Origin of the sequence: Simiduia curdlanivorans (assembly GCF_030409605.1) — a bacterium.
GTDB classification, from domain to species: Bacteria; Pseudomonadota; Gammaproteobacteria; order Pseudomonadales; family Cellvibrionaceae; genus Simiduia; species Simiduia curdlanivorans.
The window spans coordinates 625,954-642,309 of sequence record NZ_JAUFQG010000004.1 but is presented as its reverse complement, the minus strand read 5'-3'; the positions used below and the strand labels follow the sequence as shown (position 1 = coordinate 642,309).

At 52.9% G+C, this 16,356-nt stretch carries 13 protein-coding genes; 5 read left to right on the top strand and 8 right to left on the bottom strand.

Translation table 11 applies throughout. From position 1 onward, the window contains the following. Positions 1–12 precede the first annotated feature (12 nt). Positions 13–453 carry a thioredoxin TrxC gene (gene trxC, locus QWY82_RS02990; protein ID WP_290259761.1) on the top strand — a complete coding sequence of 147 codons (441 nt, stop codon included), beginning with the start codon at positions 13–15 and terminating at the stop codon, positions 451–453. Positions 454–465: 12 nt separating this feature from the next. Here the strand turns inward: trxC and QWY82_RS02985 are convergent, their stop codons facing one another. Beyond that, on the bottom strand, positions 466–1,611 hold the full coding sequence (locus QWY82_RS02985; RefSeq protein WP_290259759.1) for an acyl-CoA dehydrogenase family protein: 1,146 nt from the start codon (positions 1,609–1,611) through the stop codon (positions 466–468). A gap of 143 nt (positions 1,612–1,754) precedes the next feature. On the opposite strand from QWY82_RS02985, the gene QWY82_RS02980 reads away from it, so the two are divergent. Beyond that, positions 1,755–2,666 (top strand): histone deacetylase family protein, encoded by a 912-nt coding sequence (locus QWY82_RS02980; protein ID WP_290259757.1) that lies wholly within the window; start codon positions 1,755–1,757, stop codon positions 2,664–2,666. 129 nt (positions 2,667–2,795) lie between these two features. Here the strand turns inward: QWY82_RS02980 and QWY82_RS02975 are convergent, their stop codons facing one another. Together QWY82_RS02975 and QWY82_RS02970 are read right to left on the bottom strand one after the other, a co-directional pair. Further along, on the bottom strand, positions 2,796–3,635 hold the full coding sequence (locus QWY82_RS02975; RefSeq protein ID WP_290259755.1) for an aldo/keto reductase: 840 nt from the start codon (positions 3,633–3,635) through the stop codon (positions 2,796–2,798). After that, positions 3,632–4,858, bottom strand: a complete 1,227-nt coding sequence (locus QWY82_RS02970; RefSeq protein WP_290259753.1) for an FAD-dependent oxidoreductase — start codon at positions 4,856–4,858, stop codon at positions 3,632–3,634. Before QWY82_RS02970 ends, QWY82_RS02975 begins: the two co-directional genes overlap by 4 nt. A gap of 122 nt (positions 4,859–4,980) precedes the next feature. Between QWY82_RS02970 and waaA the strand changes: the two genes are divergently transcribed. Further along, the gene (gene waaA / locus QWY82_RS02965) at positions 4,981–6,243 is read left to right on the top strand and encodes a lipid IV(A) 3-deoxy-D-manno-octulosonic acid transferase (RefSeq protein ID WP_290263421.1); all 1,263 of its coding nucleotides are present in this window, start codon (positions 4,981–4,983) and stop codon (positions 6,241–6,243) included. A gap of 184 nt (positions 6,244–6,427) precedes the next feature. Here waaA and QWY82_RS02960 read toward each other — a convergent pair whose 3' ends face one another. Next, entirely contained in the window at positions 6,428–7,798 is a 1,371-nt protein-coding gene (locus QWY82_RS02960; protein ID WP_290259751.1) for a TolC family outer membrane protein, read from the bottom strand. Positions 7,799–7,990: 192 nt separating this feature from the next. Between QWY82_RS02960 and QWY82_RS02955 the strand changes: the two genes are divergently transcribed. Continuing rightward, positions 7,991–8,575 carry a DUF4136 domain-containing protein gene (locus QWY82_RS02955; RefSeq protein WP_290259748.1) on the top strand — a complete coding sequence of 195 codons (585 nt, stop codon included), beginning with the start codon at positions 7,991–7,993 and terminating at the stop codon, positions 8,573–8,575. Positions 8,576–8,653: 78 nt separating this feature from the next. Here QWY82_RS02955 and QWY82_RS02950 read toward each other — a convergent pair whose 3' ends face one another. Beyond that, on the bottom strand, positions 8,654–9,922 hold the full coding sequence (locus QWY82_RS02950; RefSeq protein ID WP_290259746.1) for a TonB family protein: 1,269 nt from the start codon (positions 9,920–9,922) through the stop codon (positions 8,654–8,656). 407 nt (positions 9,923–10,329) lie between these two features. On the opposite strand from QWY82_RS02950, the gene QWY82_RS02945 reads away from it, so the two are divergent. Continuing rightward, positions 10,330–11,766 (top strand): high affinity choline transporter 1, encoded by a 1,437-nt coding sequence (locus QWY82_RS02945; RefSeq protein WP_290259745.1) that lies wholly within the window; start codon positions 10,330–10,332, stop codon positions 11,764–11,766. On the opposite strand, the gene QWY82_RS02940 is transcribed toward QWY82_RS02945, so the two are convergent. The 3 genes from QWY82_RS02940 to QWY82_RS02930 are packed head-to-tail and all read right to left on the bottom strand — an operon-like array spanning position 11,763 to position 16,321. Continuing rightward, positions 11,763–13,985, bottom strand: a complete 2,223-nt coding sequence (locus QWY82_RS02940) for a patatin-like phospholipase family protein (protein WP_290259743.1) — start codon at positions 13,983–13,985, stop codon at positions 11,763–11,765. The genes QWY82_RS02945 and QWY82_RS02940 overlap by 4 nt on opposite strands. Next, positions 13,975–15,453, bottom strand: coding sequence for a 4-hydroxy-3-polyprenylbenzoate decarboxylase (gene ubiD / locus QWY82_RS02935; RefSeq protein WP_290259741.1), 1,479 nt, complete (start codon positions 15,451–15,453; stop codon positions 13,975–13,977). Before ubiD ends, QWY82_RS02940 begins: the two co-directional genes overlap by 11 nt. 52 nt (positions 15,454–15,505) lie before the next feature. Then, entirely contained in the window at positions 15,506–16,321 is an 816-nt protein-coding gene (locus QWY82_RS02930) for a mechanosensitive ion channel family protein (RefSeq protein ID WP_290259740.1), read from the bottom strand. Positions 16,322–16,356: the final 35 nt, after the last annotated feature.

The window sequence follows — 16,356 nt, the reverse complement described above, 5'->3', positions numbered from 1 at the left end:
GTGGAGCATAACATGACTGACAAAATTCGATTAGTTTGCCCAGATTGTGAAACCATTAATCAGTTTCAGGCGGCGCGTTTAAGCGAAAAGCCGGTTTGTGCAAAATGTAAAAAACCCCTGATGCAGGCTCGGCCGATAGCGGTCACCGAGAGTGGATTAGCGCGCCATCTTGGCAATTCCGGTGTGCCAGTGCTGGTGGATTTTTGGGCCCCTTGGTGTGGCCCCTGCGTGTCTTTCGCACCTATTTATGCCGAGTTTGCGCAAAGCGCTGAGCCTCGTATTCGCTGTTTAAAAGTGGATACAGAAGCGCAGCAGGCCGCAGGTGCGCGCTATGGTATACGTTCTATCCCCACGCTGATGTTATTTAAGGGCGGTAAGGAGGTGGCGCGACTGTCGGGTGCGCTACCCTTGCCGCAATTGCAGCAGTGGGTAGCGCAACATCTTAGCGCTTGAAAGCGGCAAGGCTTATTTGCCTAAAAGATCCCGAGCGATAATCAGTTTCATAATCTCATTGGTGCCGGCGTAAATTTTCTGCACCCTGGCATCGGCCCAAGCGCGAGCGACAGGGTATTCCCACATATAGCCGTAGCCACCGTGTAATTGCATGCACTCGTCGGCGACCTTGCATTGTAGATCTGTTGCCAAGAGCTTGGCCTTTGCCGCCGTAGTGGCATCGAGCTGGCTCTTGATGTGTAAATCTAAGCAACGGTCGACAAACACTTGCAGTGCTGTTACCTCGGCACTTAAGCCTGCTAATACAAACTGTGTGTTTTGAAAGGAGGCAATGGTTTTGCCGAAGGCTTTGCGCTCCTGCACGTAGTTAACCGTGTGCTGCAATACGGCTTGGGCCGAGGCCATGGCATTGATCGCCACCGATAGGCGCTCTTGCGGTAGCTCTTGCATGAGGTAGACGAAACCTTGGCCGCTCGCGCCGAGCAGGTTTTCCTTCGGCACTTTCACATCCTGAAAAAATAATTCTGAGGTGTCTTGGGCTTTCATACCAACTTTTTCGAGGTTTTTGCCCTTGGTAAAGCCAGGGCTATTGGCCTCGACTAACAGCAGGCTGGTGCCGGCAGCGCCAGCGCTGGGGTCGGTTTTCACCACCACGATGATCAAGTCTGCTAATTGACCGTTGGTTATGAAGGTTTTCGAGCCGTTTAACAGGTAGTGGTCGCCGTGCAAAATGGCCGTGGTTTTCACCGCTTGTAAGTCTGAGCCTGTGCCCGGTTCTGTCATGGCGATGGCGGTGATAATATCGCCACTGATGCAGCCGGGAAGGTATTTCTGTTTTAGTAACTCGCTACCATAATGATAAATGTAGGGCACCGCGATATCCGAATGCAAACCCCAGCCAATACCGGTTAAACCGAGGCCGGCAATTTCCTCGTCGACAATGGCGTTATAGCGAAAATCCACTGCCACGCCGCCGTAGGCTTCGGGTGCGGTAGGGGAAAGAAAGCCCTGTGCGCCGGCTTTGTGCCAGAGCGCACGATCGATCTGGCCCTGCTTTTCCCATTCGGCGTGAAAGGGCACGGCTTCGGCCTGTAGAAATTTGCGCACGCTATCGCGGAATAACTCGTGTTCGGCTTCGTAAACGGTTCTTGGAATCACGTTAGCTCCTCGTGTTTGGGTGGCGGCTAATTAGCCTAACTCATGTAAGATTGAACAATAACTTGTATTGTTGGTCCGCAGGCTTAACTAGCTTGCGCTGTTTGTCACCGGGTTATGATTCTTAATGAAGTGTAGACATAGTTATGCTTGTGCCCTTAGTAACACACCCTGCCTACAGTTACGCATTCCCCGTGCAGCATCGCTTTCCTATGGATAAGTTTGGCTTGCTGCACCGTTATTTACGGGAGCAGGGCTTGGCTGGATCTGAACATACTTTTCGACCAGGACGCTGTAAAGAAGCACTGATTAACTTGGCCCATTGTGCTAATTACGTGAGCGACTTCATCGGTGGCCGCTTCACTGCGCAGCAAGAGCGGCGCATGGGGTTGCCTTGGAGCGAGGGCTTGGTGCGGCGCACCTGTATCTCACCGGCGGGCACGCTCTTGGCTGCGCATCTAGCGTTAAAGCACGGTGTGGCCTGCCATTTGGCCGGCGGCACCCACCATGCGCATCGAGATTTTGCCTCGGGCTTTTGCATTTTTAATGATTTGGCCATTAGCGCGTTGGCGCTGTTGCGCTACACCGCGCTCAAACGCATTTTAATTTTTGATGTGGATGTCCATCAGGGCGACGGCACGGCGCGTATTCTCGAGCAGGAGCCGCGGGTTTTTACCTGTTCGATTCACTGTGAAAAAAATTTCCCAGCGCGCAAAGCCTGCAGTGATTTGGATGTAAATTTACCGGTGGGCATGGAAGATGCGGCCTACCTAGCCGTAGTTGCAGACACCTTTAGTCAGCTATTGGAAGAGGTAAAGCCGGACTTGATCTTGTACGATGCCGGCGTGGATGTATTTGCCGGCGACCCGCTGGGGTTATTGAATATCTCATTGCAGGGTATTGCCGAGCGCGATCGTAGCGTATTGAGCTTGGCCGCAAGCGCGGGTATTCCCATCGCCACTGTGATTGGCGGCGGTTATGATCGCGATCAGCCGGCATTGGCCAGGCGTCACGCCATTTGTATCGAGCAGGCGTTTGCTGTTTTTGCTAAGGCCTAATATTGCGATTGCGCTCGTCGACGATTAAACATTTAGCGCTCTAATCAGTTTCTACTCGCGCCCTGTTTCTACTTGTTTGTGTCTGCTTGTGCCTGTTTGTATATTGCGGTGCCTAACCGTTAAACACGCTCAAGCAGGCGTAAGTACCGCCAGAGCTTTCTCCACATTTAACGCTAGGTGTTTGGGGTTTATTGTGCCGACGATAGCGCTGCTGACGCCGGGCGTCGACAATACAAATTCCATGCTCGCGGCGATAGGATCTACAGCGAGAGCATCTCTGTGTTCCGGTGTGCTGTTTACGGTGGCTGCGTTATCGTTGGTATGGCAAATATGGCCGCTGGCCAGCGCCTTTTTGATGAGCACGCCCTTGTTGTGAGCAGCGCAATAATCGATCACGGGGCGTTCACTGCGCTCATTGAGATTGTAAGTGACCATCACGGCATCGGAGGTTTGCGCTGCTAATAGGCCGCCTTCAATGGTTTTGGTCGACATGCCGAAGGCGCGAATTTTGCCCTCTGCTTTTAAATCGGCCAGCAGATCGAGAATGCCGACATGTTGGATGATGTGTTGGTCGTCACCGTTGGAGTGCACCAGCAGAATATCGATGCAGTCGGTGTGCAAGCGCTGCAGACTGCGCTCGACGCTGAAGCGTGTGTGCTCGGGGCTAAAATTAAAACTCGATTGGCCTTGGTGAAATTCTTCGCCAACTTTTGAACAGATAACCCAGTCTTGACGTTGGCCTTTCAGCAGCGGCCCTAAACGGCTCTCACTTTCGCCGTAGGCGGGGGCCGTGTCGATGAGGTTGATGCCCAGCTCCCGCGCTCGATTAATCAGCTTTAAGGCTTGTTGATCGTCGGGAATGGTAAACCCGGTTGGGTATTTCACGCCTTGATCTCGGCCCAGTTTGACTGTACCCAAGCCCAAGGGGCTGAGAAAAATATCGGTGCTACCGAGGCGCCGCAAATTCATGATGATGCTCCTTTAGCAGCAAATGCCAGCTGCCAAGGCGTTGGCGCCAGCGTTGCCTCGGGTAAAAAGTCGCAGGCGCTTTGGCGATGGCTGGGTGCAATCTGGTCGGCTTGCAGTTGGGCTAGTATTTCGGCTGCCATGTTCGGCGCTAGGGTCAACTTGGTGGGCCAGCCCACATAAACGTTGCTTACACCTTCGGCGCGGCCGGTGAAGGCTTTGTCGGGGCGGGCGAAATTATGTTGCTTAGGCTCGGCTCGGTCAATGTTAAGGGTGGCCCATTGCGCTTGCGATAGATCGATCCAGGGCATTAATTCCGCGAGCTCTTTCTGCGCGGCTTGAATTAAATCTTCAGCGTTCAACGCCACACCTTTTTCGGCCAGGCTGCCGCCCAAATACCAAACCATCTCGCCGTCTTGTGTCGGGTGGCTCGATATCGTTAGGCGCGGGGTTTTATCGGTGCCTAAGCAGTGGCCGTAAAACTCATAGCCCAAGTTGTGTTTCACCATTACTTGTTGCAGCGGTCGGGTTTGCATTTCTGGCGCGCGACAGTCAATTTTTTCGAGCAGCGCTTGATTGCCTTTGCCCGCAGTAAACATAAAACGTTGGGCGCAAATTTTGGTCACGCCCTCGGCGCTAGAAATCTCCAAGTGCACTCGGTCACCGGTGCGCACCAAGCGCGCCTTTTGCCAGTCGATCAAGCGGCAATTTTGCGGCAAGTTGTTGCGCAAGGTTTTCACGACACTGGGTACATCAAGTACAACATCCACGAGTTTATAGACATCAAATTTACGCTGTGCCGCTTGCAGTAGTGGCGGGTATTGATCGGCTGATAGATTATCCACGCGGCCGCGCAGAGCTTTACTGGCAAAAAAAGTGGTGACTCTGGCGGTGACGCTTGGGCTGGCCCACATATAAAAATGTTGACTCAGTACACTGGCGCCGCGCAGGTCCACATCGCCCTGGCCCGCTAAGCAATCGGCCCAGTGTTTGGGCATGTCGGCGATGGCTTCGCTGGCGCCGGTGAGCGCGCCAGCGAGGGCGTATTTCATGCCGCCGTGAATCATGCCCTGAGAGGCCACCGACTGCTGATCGCCGAGGCCGGATTGCTCGAGCAGCAGATTGTTATAGCCTGCGCTGTTTAACCGGTTGCTCAGCCACAGCCCGGCGATGCCGCCGCCGATGACAACTGTGTCGAATTGAAGAACATTGCTGTGCTTGGACATGATGCGCTGCGCTTAGTAATTTGTGCCGATTATACGGCAATTGCCGCGCTGTGGTGGTCGATGCTTGGCCTGCGGCTTGGGGATTCGGTATGCTTGCCGTCTATTTCACCGAATGCCTCTTTATGACCCGTGTTATTTATACTTTGGTTCTTTATTTAGCCCTGCCTATTGTGGCTTTGCGGCTGCTTTGGCGCGCCAAGCTGGCGCCGGCTTACGCGCAGCGCTGGGGCGAGCGCTTTGCCTTGGCAGGGCATAAACCCAGCGCTAAAAGTATTTGGGTGCACGCGGTATCGGTGGGCGAAACTCTCGCCGCCTTGGATATGATTCGCGCCCTGCAAGCGCGTTACCCCGAGCACCGTTTACTGGTGACAACCACAACGCCGACGGGCTCAGAGCGGGTGCGGCAAAGCCTCGGGGCGAGCGTTGATCATGTCTATCTACCCTATGATTTACCGGATGTGTGGTGGCGCTTTTTCCGCCAGTTTCGTCCTGCCTTACTGATTGTGATGGAAACCGAGCTCTGGCCGAATTTGCTCGCCGCCTGCGCCAAGCGTGGCATTCCCACCTTGTTGGCGAATGCGCGCTTGTCGGAAAAATCGGCCAAGGGCTATGCGCGCATGGCGTGGCTCGCGCAGCCTATGTTGCGACGATTAACCGCGATTGCCGCGCAACAACAGGCCGATGCCGACCGCTTTCTGGCGTTGGGTCTTCCGCCTGCGGCCTTGGTGATAACCGGCAATATTAAGTTTGATTTAACCCTTACGCAGATGCAGCGCGATTCTGCCAATGCGCTGCACGCCGCCTGGGCGCCCGAGCGGCAGCAGCTTTGGCTGGCAGCTTCAACCCACGCCGGAGAGGATGAGCAGCTGTTGGCGGCTTTTAGGCAGGCTCGGCAACAGCTACCAACTTTGCGCTTGTTGCTGGTGCCGCGTCATCCTGAGCGCTTTGCTCAAGTCGCTGCCATGAGTGAGGCCGAGGGCTGGCGCACGGCGCGCCGAAGCGCTGGCGCTGCGGCCGAGTTTGATGTGCTGATTGGCGACACCATGGGAGAGTTACAGATATTTTACGGTGCCTGCGACCTAGCGTTTGTTGGCGGTTCCTTGGTGCCGCGCGGCGGCCATAACATGATTGAACCGGCGGCTTGGGCCAAGCCGATTATCAGTGGGCCGCATGTATTTAACTTTGCAGAGGTGGCGCGCCTGCTCGAAGCGGCAGGGGCCATGATGGTAGTAAAAGACGCCGATTCTCTCGCCGCCGCGGTGGTGCAAGTGCTCACTGACCCGGCCTTAAATAAGCAGCAGGGGCAGGCCGCGCTGTCGGTGGCAAACGCCAACCGCGGTGCGCTAGAGACGTTATTACATGCGATTGATCGATTGCTGGCATAGCCTGGGTCTATCTCGGCTGCGCCTATTTGGGCGGACGAATGTGGTGCAGGTTTTTAAGTCAGTTTCTATTGCGGTGGATACCAGACGCTGAGGTTGGGCGCGTTTTAGGGATCAGCAGCAACAGTAGAATTAGCGTGGTGCAGATACAAAAAAACCGGCGACTGCCGGCTTTTTTGTTTGTGATTTATTCGTATTTAGCGCGGTCGACGGTTGCGGCTTCGTTTAGCCATTGGTTGATCTCCACAACATCGCTGGGCGTTAAGTTACCAGCCACTGACTTCAACTGAAATTGGTTGATCACATAGTCGTACAAAGCGTTGGAGTAATCGCGACGGGCTTGGTAGAGCGTGCGTTGAACTTGCAGTACGTCAACCAAGTTGCGCGTACCTACTTCGTAGCCGGCTTGCGTGGCAGATACCGCACTCTGGCTGGAGGTAATGGCTTGCTTGCGGGCGGCAACGCGCGCCACGTCAGTGGTAACCAGTAAATGCAGTGAGCGAGCCTGCTGAATCGTGTCGCGCTGAGCTTTGTAGTAAAGCTCTTGTGCTTGGTTGGCACTTTCGTGGGCTTGGCGCGAGCTGGCGCTGGTGCCGCCACCTTCGAAAATTGGCACACTTAAATTAAGTGACGCGGTGGCGCCGTTATTGGCGCGGTCAAACAAGACGTTGTCGGCAACGTCTGAGTCGGTATCGTTGTAGCCGATAGAGGCCGACAGGGTCGGGTAATGTGCCGCGTGGCTCACTTGCGCACCGCGTCGAGACGCCTCTGAAGCAAAGCGAGCAGATTTCAAGGTGTAATTATTTTGCATGGCAAAATCGACCCAGTCGCCGCGCGCTTCTGGTTGCGGCTTGGTGACGGGGAAGGCCTCTTTGAGCGGCGCGATGGTGTTGTGTGGCTTGCCGGTTAAGACTTCCAGCGCCTCAAAGGCGATGCCGAGGTTGCCGCGATCTGTCAGCGTTTGCGCCGTGGCGATGTCGTAAGACGCCTGCGCTTCGTGTACATCGGTAATTGCAGTTAAACCCACTTCGAAGCGCTGCTTGGTTTGCGCTAACTGGTGGGAGTTAGCGTTTTCTTCGGCAATGGACGCTTCTAAGGTATCGATGGCGCGCAGGACGTTGAAGTAGGCGGTGGCCGTGCGCACGATCAAATCTTGCTGCGCTGCGCTGAAATCAGCCTCGGCTTTGTCGGTTAATTCAATGCCTTGTTGGTAGCCGAACCAGGCCGCCATGTTGATCAGCGGCTGGGTCAGTGTGGCGCCCCAGACTTTGGTGTCTGTTTTCGCATTGCCTAGCGGCGTGCCCACCGTGGTATCGATGTCGCTATGGCTATAGGAGGCCGTGGCGCTTATCAGTGGTAACAGGTTGGCGCGGCCAATGGCTTTGGCTTCGATAGCGCTGCGGTAGGCGGCTTCATCGGCGCGAATTTGGTGGTCGTTTTTAACCGCCAATTCATAAATTTGGTTCAGAGTGTCGGCGTTAGCGAGATTCATGGTGCCGAGCAAGCCAGCGGCACAGATCCAACGCAAGGCTTGAGCTAGGGGTTTGCGGGGAGACATAAACGAGTCCTTCGTAGGCTAGTTACACAAATTTTGTTGGCGCAAGGTTACCTTATAGGCTGCTTGCATCCTAGTCGGTTTTTTCGAAGGCGCGAGAAATTAGGCCGAAAAGACCAGAGCCTGAGACAGACGCCGAAAAGGCCTATGCTAAACTGGCGCTTTCCCCGCTAAATACCACAGGACGTAGAATTTATGGACATAGTTAAAAGATCGATGTTTCAGACCTTACTTCGCATGGCTGTTGTGTTGCTCGGCGCTGCGGTTTTGGCGTCTTGCAGCAGCATAAAAGTAATGGAAACCCAAGCCGCCAGCAAATCCCTTTCCACGGCGAAAACCTATGCTTGGCAAAGTGAGCCAGTAACCAGTAGTGCCCTAATGAAACAGTTCGATCAGTCGGTGCGCAAAGCCGTGAATGCGCAATTGCAGCAACGGGGTTATCAATTAGTGGTAAATGATCAGGCCGATTTTTTGGTCGACTACCGGTTCACCGAAATTCAAGCCAGCACGGCGAGCGCGGGTGATACGGTGGAATACGGCGGTTGGCAGCGCGACAACGACGGTATGAACTTTGTTGGTTGGTCGGACGACCCTGCGATGTCTGAGTACCCCGTTGGCGTACTCAATTTAGCGCTGTTGAGCCCTAAAGATAACGCGGAGTTGTGGGAGGTGTACGGCAGTAAAATGCTAGATGAAACCCGCAATATTGATCATATAGAGGCGAATGTTAAGCGTGTTGTTAAACGATTATTTTCCGATTTCAAACGCAAGGCTAATTAGCCAAAGCAGTTAAATGGATGTTGGAGACCATAAAAAAAGACCGGGGATGCCGGTCTTTTTTTATGCGCTATCTATAGCTTATAGCGGTAAATCGTAATACAGGGTGGTTTCAAATTCGAACGGGTCGGATTCTAAATCTGCCGGCGGTGGCGTGAAGGGTTGAGCATTACTCACCGCCTCCAGGGCTTGGTCATTAAACATGCTGTAACGGGATGGCTCGACCACCTCCACCTTCAAAAGTTTACCGTTCTTATCCAGTGCAATAGCTAGGCGCACTGAGCCCTCGGCTCGGCGGGTGAAGGCGGCGGGCGGGAGATGCTTCTGAATATTGATGTCTCGGTTCAGGCCTTTTAAATATTCCTGACGGAGTAAGAGTCGACGCGCTTCTTCCTCTTCTGAGAGCTCTATAGGCGCGGCTTTGGTGATAACGGCCGCGACTGCTGCTGGTTTGCTCGGCAAGGTCTCAGTTTTGGCAGCAGGCGCTGCACTGGGCTTGGCCTCTGGCGTTTTAACTGGCGCCTTAGCGGCCGGTGCCGCAACGACCTTCGGCTCTGGCTTGGCCTCTACTTTCGCTGGTGCGGGGCTGGCTACCGGCGCCGGTGTTTTGGTGGCTTTAGGTTGCGGTTTTGGTACCTCGGCAACTTTGGGCGTTGATGCTGGTGCACTGGCGACGGCAGCCGCTGCAACGGCGCTAGTGGCGGCAGCAATAGGTGCCTCTGGTTCCGGGCTTGCTAGGACCTGCGCGACGGCTTGTTTGCGCTCGGTGCTTGGTGCGGAGGCAGCAAACAGCTCGGCCACGTCTTTCGGTGGCGTTTCTTTACCGAGTATTTCGCGCTTAAAGCGGCTGGAAATGGGTACCTCGCCAACCCAGGTGGCGAGCAGCATACGGAAGAAGTCAGCTGACTCATAACTGGCTAACTGCACGCCATTCAAGCTCATGACTACCGTGTTTTTACCGTCATAGGCAAAGCTAATAGCGTCGTTTGGCTGCAGTTCCACCGGCACAGCACTGCGGCTGCGAGATATATAGGTGGCATTTTTCGCCAGTGTTTTAGCATCGCTATTAACGGCTATTGCATCGGCAATGAGTTTGAAAAAGCGTCGGTTATTAATGCGCTCGGAAACAATCCGGTATTCCATGGTGGCAGCCGGTGTACGACCGAGTAGGCTGCCCTGATCTGGTGCGCTGGGTGTCTCTAGCCGAGCAACAAATTGTGGTTGATTGGCCTGGGTCAGGGCGCTGTAGTTATTGGTTTGTGCCTTAAGTGGCGTGCAAACCAACAGTAGAAGCAGTGCAGTAGCGGCGTTAACCTTGCCAATGAGCGCTGTTGTTTGAAGGATATTCATGGTTTTGCCTGTCATTCGGTAATAGCTCGCATTAAGGTTTGGCCTGTAGATCCTTGGCATCTGAACAAAAAAGCGGTCGATGGTCTTAGTCTAGACGAAGGGCGGCTATATTGACGCTTGTACAATATCTGTGCAAGTTTGCTGCGAGGTTTTGGTGCCGTTTCGGCCAAAATAAGGGCAAGGGTGGCCAGTGAATCGATATTTACCCAGAGACTTAGGCTTTTGTTCGTCACCACCGGCTTCGCCGGTTTGTCTATGTGGAGGCCGGAAGGGGTTAAAGAATTGATCACTACGAGGGCTAATGAGGGTAAAGGCTGGTTAGATGTATAACATTGGCTCAAATGGGGTCTTTGCAAATGTTAAGACTTGGGTAGACTTAGCGCTCTTCTCGCGCAGGACTCAGGCTTATGTTGCTCGAATTTGTTGTCGTTTACTTGGTTTTTTCCATCGGTCTTGGGCTCTACGCCGCCATGAAAGTCACCAATACCGAGGATTACATCAGCGCTGGGCGCAGCTTGCCCATGATGGTGGTGATAGCGATGGTATTTGCCACTTGGTTTGGTGCCGAAACCGTTCTGGGTATTCCCGCTACCTTTATGGAAGAAAACCTCGGTGGCTTAATATCGGACCCCTTTGGCACCACTCTGTGCTTAATTCTCTTTGGTCTGTTATTGGCGCGGCCCCTGTACCGTATGCACCTGCTGACCATTGGCGACTACTACCGCAATCGTTTTAACCGCCCTATTGAAGTTGCTGTCAGCGTGGCTATAGCGGCGTCTTACTTAGGTTGGGTGTCGGCTCAAGTTGTGGCCTTAGGTTTGGTATTTAATGTACTCACCGACGGCGCCCTGAGTATGCAAAACGGCATTTTACTGGGTGTTTTCATTGTGACCCTCTACACCCTTTTCGGGGGCATGTGGTCTGTGGCGATTACGACGTCCGTGCAAATGGTAGTTATTGTGCTCGGGCTACTTTGGATTTCCTGGTTGGTCGCCGACCTTACTGGCGGTGTTGCGCCGGTGATTGAGCACGCCTCCGCGGCGGGCAAATTTGAGTTTTGGCCGGCCTTGGAGTGGACGGCGATCATTACTTTTGTCGCTGGTTTGATGACCATGGCCTTGGGCTCCATGCCGCAACAGGATGTTTTCCAGCGCGCCAACACGGCTAGGAATGAAAATATCGCGGTTTGGGGTACGGTGCTGGGCGGTGTGGTGTATTTCTTTTTTGCCGCCGTGCCGATTTTTCTGGCTTACTCGGCATTTATCGTCGACCCCCAGATGACCGCGGATTTGCTTGAGCAAGACCCGCAGCAAATTCTGCCGAACTTGATTATTAATCATTTGCCGCTCTATGCGCAGGTGATTTTTTACGGTGCATTGCTGTCGGTCATTATGAGTACAGCATCCGGCACTATGTTGGCGCCGTCGGTAACAATCTCTGAAAATATTATTAAAGAGATGATGCCGGACAACTATTTTACCGATCGCCAATTTCTGTGGTTAACCCGCGCTGTGGTGGTGGGTTTTGCGATTTTAGTTGCGCTTTACTCGCTCTATTCCCTAGGCCAGGAAACGTCAATTCACCACATGGTTGAGAATGCCTATAAGGTGACGATGGTGATGGCATTGGCGCCCTTGTTGGCAGGTTTGTATTGGCAAAAAACCAGCAGTTTTGGCGCTGGGCTTGGCATTATCTTAGGCGTTGCAACGTGGATAGTGTGTGAGTTCACTATGCCTGATGCTGCAGTGCCACCGCACTTTACCGGCTTTTTAGTGGCGACCACTGCGCTGGTGCTTGGCAGTTTATGGCGCCCTTCGAAAGCGGCGCTACCCACCCAAGCTTAGATAGATCTGCCGATGGCGAAGTAGACCGATTGCCGATCGGCAGAGTTATAACCATAGGCCAGCACGATTGGGCCTATGGGTGAGTCCATGGCGGCGCCAATACTGCCGGCATAAATGTCGCCAGAATTAAAAGGTAAATCGCTGGCTTGGTTATTCCAGGCGCGGCCGTATTCGATCGAGCCTATGAGGTAGTAGCGGGTGTCGAACATCAGCAGCGGCTTATTTAGCTGTTGAATATATTGCAGCGATAATAAATTATTGTTTTGCGTGATGATGCTATTTTCCGGCATGCCCGACAGTTGACCTAAGCCACCTAAGTAAAAGCGACTTGATGGAACTGAATTTAAGCCGTCCGAACGGGCTGCGCGTGCGCGGGTAAGAAAAGTGTGAGCGCCAAAATTAAAGGCTCTCGACAGTAAAATATCGGCTTCGTAATAGTCTTCGTCTGAACCTAGGGTCTGATCAAATTTTCTCGCCGACAAATCGAGGCGCGAGCCCGATGTGGGGAAATAAACATTGTCTTCGCTGTCTAGCTTAAAGCGGGTTTCGACGTAGCCAAGGTCGTAGTTGAAGTGTTCAATATTTGGCAAGCCAACTTCGACATTAAGATTTCCCGTGGAACGGACTAGCCCGACACTGATGTCGGTATAGTTGCTAAATTGATAGCCGGTAAAAAATCCTGCGCTGGTGCGTTTGTCGCGCACTAAAAGTACTTCATTTTTCAAGTCGTCATCATAAAGCGAAATGTCGCGCGCCGTGTATTCGAGTAGCGGCAAAACATAGAAGGGTGATTCATAATCCAGTGGCGCGTAGAATTCGGTGCGAATATTGATGTCGTTACCCAGCTGTACATGGGTAAACCACTCGGCGCCGTAGTTGCTAATCCCGGTTTTGTTGTAGGCGAATGCCAGGTTGTAGTAGTTGTCGCCGCGGAAATCGTCGCTGGTATTAAAGCCAAAGCGCATGAAACCGGTGTGTCTCTTTTCACCATTAATGAGAATGTGTAATCGCTTTCCGCCCTCGCCGTCATCTAAGAGCCGGTAGCCGACCGATGAAAAGTAATCCAGCCCGTATAGGGTGTTGATATTGTGCTCGAGTAGGCTTTTATCGAAGGGCGCATTAATGGGCTGTTTGATAAACAACCGAAGTGCGTCAACGTGCATGTAGCTTTTGTTTTCGAATGATATGCTCGATATGTTTGGTGCGTGACTCGTCGCCACTTCGGCAAAGGTAAGCGGGCCATTTTTTGCGAAGGACTTTAACGCGTCCGCCTGTGCCATCACGGCGTCGTAGCCGAGCTGAATTGTTTCTTCAGCGCGACTGAAATCGAAGGAGCCAATATCGCCTAAGTCGGGTTGTAATAAAATATCGGTATTGGTGAGTGTGGCAATTTGTTCTTGAGCATTTTTAATGGTTAAAAAGGTACTTACCTGATTGGACACGGCAAACAAATTGTTGATGTCTTTAGCTTTGTTTAGGGGCGTGCCGATATTGACCGCTATCACTCGATCTACTTGCATGCCGCGCACTACGTCAACGGGTAAGTTATCGGCCATGCCGCCATCGGCTAGCAGGGTGCCATCGCGCACCACAGGTGCCAGTACGCCGGGAATTGACATGCTGGCTCGAATGGCAGTGTTTAATGAGCCGCTACCCATAATCACCGCTTCACCTGTTTCCAAGTTAGTTGCCACCGCGCGGTAGGGAATTTTTAACTGATCAAAATTATCGACATCGTTGGTGTGGTAAAAAATGTTTTGTAACACCAGATCGAGGTTTTGCCCGTCAATGACGCCGGCTGGTATTTTTATGCCGCCGTCTACCACCGTTAACTTGGTGCGCAACAAATGACGACGGTCGTCTTGCTTGCGCCTGAAGGTGAGATCATCGCGCGGTGGTTTGTCGGTGAGACCGTAGCTCCAATCCAGGCTCGTGCCAATAACTTCCATCTGTTCGACGCTGTAACCGCTGGCGTACATACCGCCGATAATGGCACCCATGCTGGTGCCCGAAATAGCATCCACTTCGATGCCCTGCTCTTGCAGTGCGCGAATCACCCCTATGTGTGAGAGGCCGCGCGCCGCGCCGCCGCTTAATACCAGACCAATGCGCTTGCCCTCTTGATCGACGGCATAGCTTGCCAGGGGTGTGAGCGCAAATACTACAGTTGCTAAAGCTGCGGTGAGCTTAGCTGCAGCCGTCGAAATATTATTGATCATTTAAAACGATACCCAATTGATCCCAAATTTCATCGATGTGTTTAACAACAGCCGGATCGCGCTTGATAGGCTCGCCCCACTCGCGCTCCGTTTCGCCCGGCCACTTGTTGGTGGCATCGAGTCCCATCTTTGAGCCTAAACCTGAAACCGGCGAGGCAAAGTCCAAATAATCGATGGGGGTGTTTTCCACCAATACGGTATCTCTGGCTGGGTCCATACGCGTGGTGATGGCCCAAATAACGTCGTTCCAATCGCGCGCATTAACGTCGTCATCCGTCACAATGACGAATTTGGTGTACATAAACTGGCGCAAAAAAGACCACACGGCCATCATCACGCGCTTGGCGTGCCCAGGGTATTGCTTCTTGATGGTAACCACGGCCAGTCGATAGGAGCAGCCTTCTGGCGGTAAATAAAAATCGACGATTTCTGGGAACTGCTTTTGCAAAATAGGTACAAAAACCTCATTCAGCGCCGCACCTAAGACGGAGGGTTCATCCGGTGGTCGGCCGGTGTAGGTGGAGTGATAGATGGGGTCTTTACGCCAGCTCATATGCTCCACGGTAAATACCGGGAACTTATCAACTTCGTTGTAGTAACCGGTGTGATCGCCGTAAGGGCCTTCGTCGGCTAGTTCGCTCGGGTCTATGGTGCCCTCTAAAATAATTTCAGCGCTGGCTGGCACTTGTAAATCATTGGTGGCGCAATTGATGACTTGGGTTTTATCGCCGCGCAACAAGCCGGCAAAAGCGTATTCGGACAGGTTGTCAGGCACCGGCGTGACCGCACCCAATATTGTCGCTGGGTCTGCACCAAGGGCCACGGCGACGGGAAATTTTTTGCCGGGGTTGGCGGCGCACCACTCGCGAAAATCCAAGGCGCCGCCGCGGTGCGATAGCCAGCGCATGATCAATTTATTTTTACCGATTAATTGCATACGGTAAATGCCTAAGTTCTGCCGGGTTTTTTCTGGCCCGCGAGTGATGACTAAGGGCCAAGTCACCAGCGGTGCTGCGTCGCCAGGCCAGCAGGTTTGAATAGGTAGCTTGTGCAAATCCACATCGGCGCCGGAAAATTGCACGGCTTGGCAGGCGGCCTTGCTCACAATCTTGGGCGCTAAGTTGAGCACTTGTTTAAATATTGGTAATTTATCCCAAGCGTCTTTGAAGCCCTGTGGCGGCTCCGGTTCTTTTAAAAAGGCGAGCATTTTACCCACTTCGCGCAGGCTTTCGACTTTCTCCTCGCCCATGCCCAGCGCGACCCGCTCGGGCGTGCCAAATAAATTGGCCAGTACCGGCATATTAAAACCAATAGGGTTTTCAAATAAAAGTGCAGGGCCGCCCGCGCGCAAGGTGCGATCGCAGATCTCGGTCATTTCTAGATGAGGATTAACCGGATGGCTAATTCGAATGAGTTGGCCGCGCTGCTCAAGCTGGGCGATGAAGTCGCGAAGGTCGGTATATTTCATTGCTGGTATTGCCCTCTAATGAGGGCAATACCATAGCACAATCACCTTCGCCTTAAGAAGCTTGGTGAAGGTGAACATCCCGTTGCGGGAAGGGGATGCTAATGCCATCGGCATCGAAGGCTTTCTTCACATTTTCTTGCATGGCGAAGTACACAGCCCAGTAATTTTCCGTCGTGGTCCAGACTCTCACGGTGAAATTCACCGAGCTGTCTGCGAGTGCAGAAATTACCACCAACGGTTGTCTGGTTTCGTCGTCTTTGATGATCTTATCGTTCGCTGCAATGACTTTGTTGATGGTCTCGCGGGCTTTGTCGATGCTGTCGCCATAGCCGATACCAAACAGCAAATCGACGCGGCGATGAGTTTGCGCTGAGTAGTTGGTAATGTTGCCGTTGGCGAGTGGGCCGTTGGGGATAAAGATCATCTTATTGTCACCGGTGACGATGCGCGTGGTGAAAATCTGGATATCTTTGACTACCCCGGCAATACCTTGGGCTTCAATAAAATCGCCAGCCTTAAACGGCTTGAACAACAGAATCAAGACCCCGCCAGCGAAGTTCGACAGGCTGCCTTGCAACGCTAGGCCCACGGCAAGGCCGGCGGCACCGAGTACGGCGATAAATGAGGTGGTTTGAATGCCAGCCATGGACGCGACACTGATCACGAGCATGACTTTTAAAATGGAGCCGATCAAGCTGCCTAAAAACTTGCGCAGCGTAATTTCTGTCTGACTTTTTTCTAACGCTTTGTCGAGCATTTTGGTGGCGAAGCCGATGAGTTTCCAGCCAATCCAAAGCACTAGTAGTGCCGTGATCAGCTTGGGGCCATAGGTTATTGCCATCGATTCAATTTTGTCTAACCATTCCATAGCGTGCTCCTGATTTATTACGTACAAAAGTATTA

Bases quoted from the DNA above. Each gene is read 5' to 3' on its own strand.
- trxC (WP_290259761.1), top strand. From the start codon at position 13: ATGACTGACAAAATTCGATTAGTTTGCCCAGATTGTGAAACCATTAAT.
- QWY82_RS02980 (WP_290259757.1), top strand. From the start codon at position 1,755: ATGCTTGTGCCCTTAGTAACACACCCTGCCTACAGTTACGCATTCCCC.
- QWY82_RS02975 (WP_290259755.1), bottom strand. From the start codon at position 3,635: ATGAATTTGCGGCGCCTCGGTAGCACCGATATTTTTCTCAGCCCCTTG.
- QWY82_RS02970 (WP_290259753.1), bottom strand. From the start codon at position 4,858: ATGTCCAAGCACAGCAATGTTCTTCAATTCGACACAGTTGTCATCGGC.
- waaA (WP_290263421.1), top strand. From the start codon at position 4,981: ATGACCCGTGTTATTTATACTTTGGTTCTTTATTTAGCCCTGCCTATT.
- QWY82_RS02960 (WP_290259751.1), bottom strand. From the start codon at position 7,798: ATGTCTCCCCGCAAACCCCTAGCTCAAGCCTTGCGTTGGATCTGTGCC.
- QWY82_RS02955 (WP_290259748.1), top strand. From the start codon at position 7,991: ATGGACATAGTTAAAAGATCGATGTTTCAGACCTTACTTCGCATGGCT.
- QWY82_RS02950 (WP_290259746.1), bottom strand. From the start codon at position 9,922: ATGAATATCCTTCAAACAACAGCGCTCATTGGCAAGGTTAACGCCGCT.
- QWY82_RS02945 (WP_290259745.1), top strand. From the start codon at position 10,330: ATGTTGCTCGAATTTGTTGTCGTTTACTTGGTTTTTTCCATCGGTCTT.
- QWY82_RS02940 (WP_290259743.1), bottom strand. From the start codon at position 13,985: ATGATCAATAATATTTCGACGGCTGCAGCTAAGCTCACCGCAGCTTTA.
- ubiD (WP_290259741.1), bottom strand. From the start codon at position 15,453: ATGAAATATACCGACCTTCGCGACTTCATCGCCCAGCTTGAGCAGCGC.
- QWY82_RS02930 (WP_290259740.1), bottom strand. From the start codon at position 16,321: ATGGAATGGTTAGACAAAATTGAATCGATGGCAATAACCTATGGCCCC.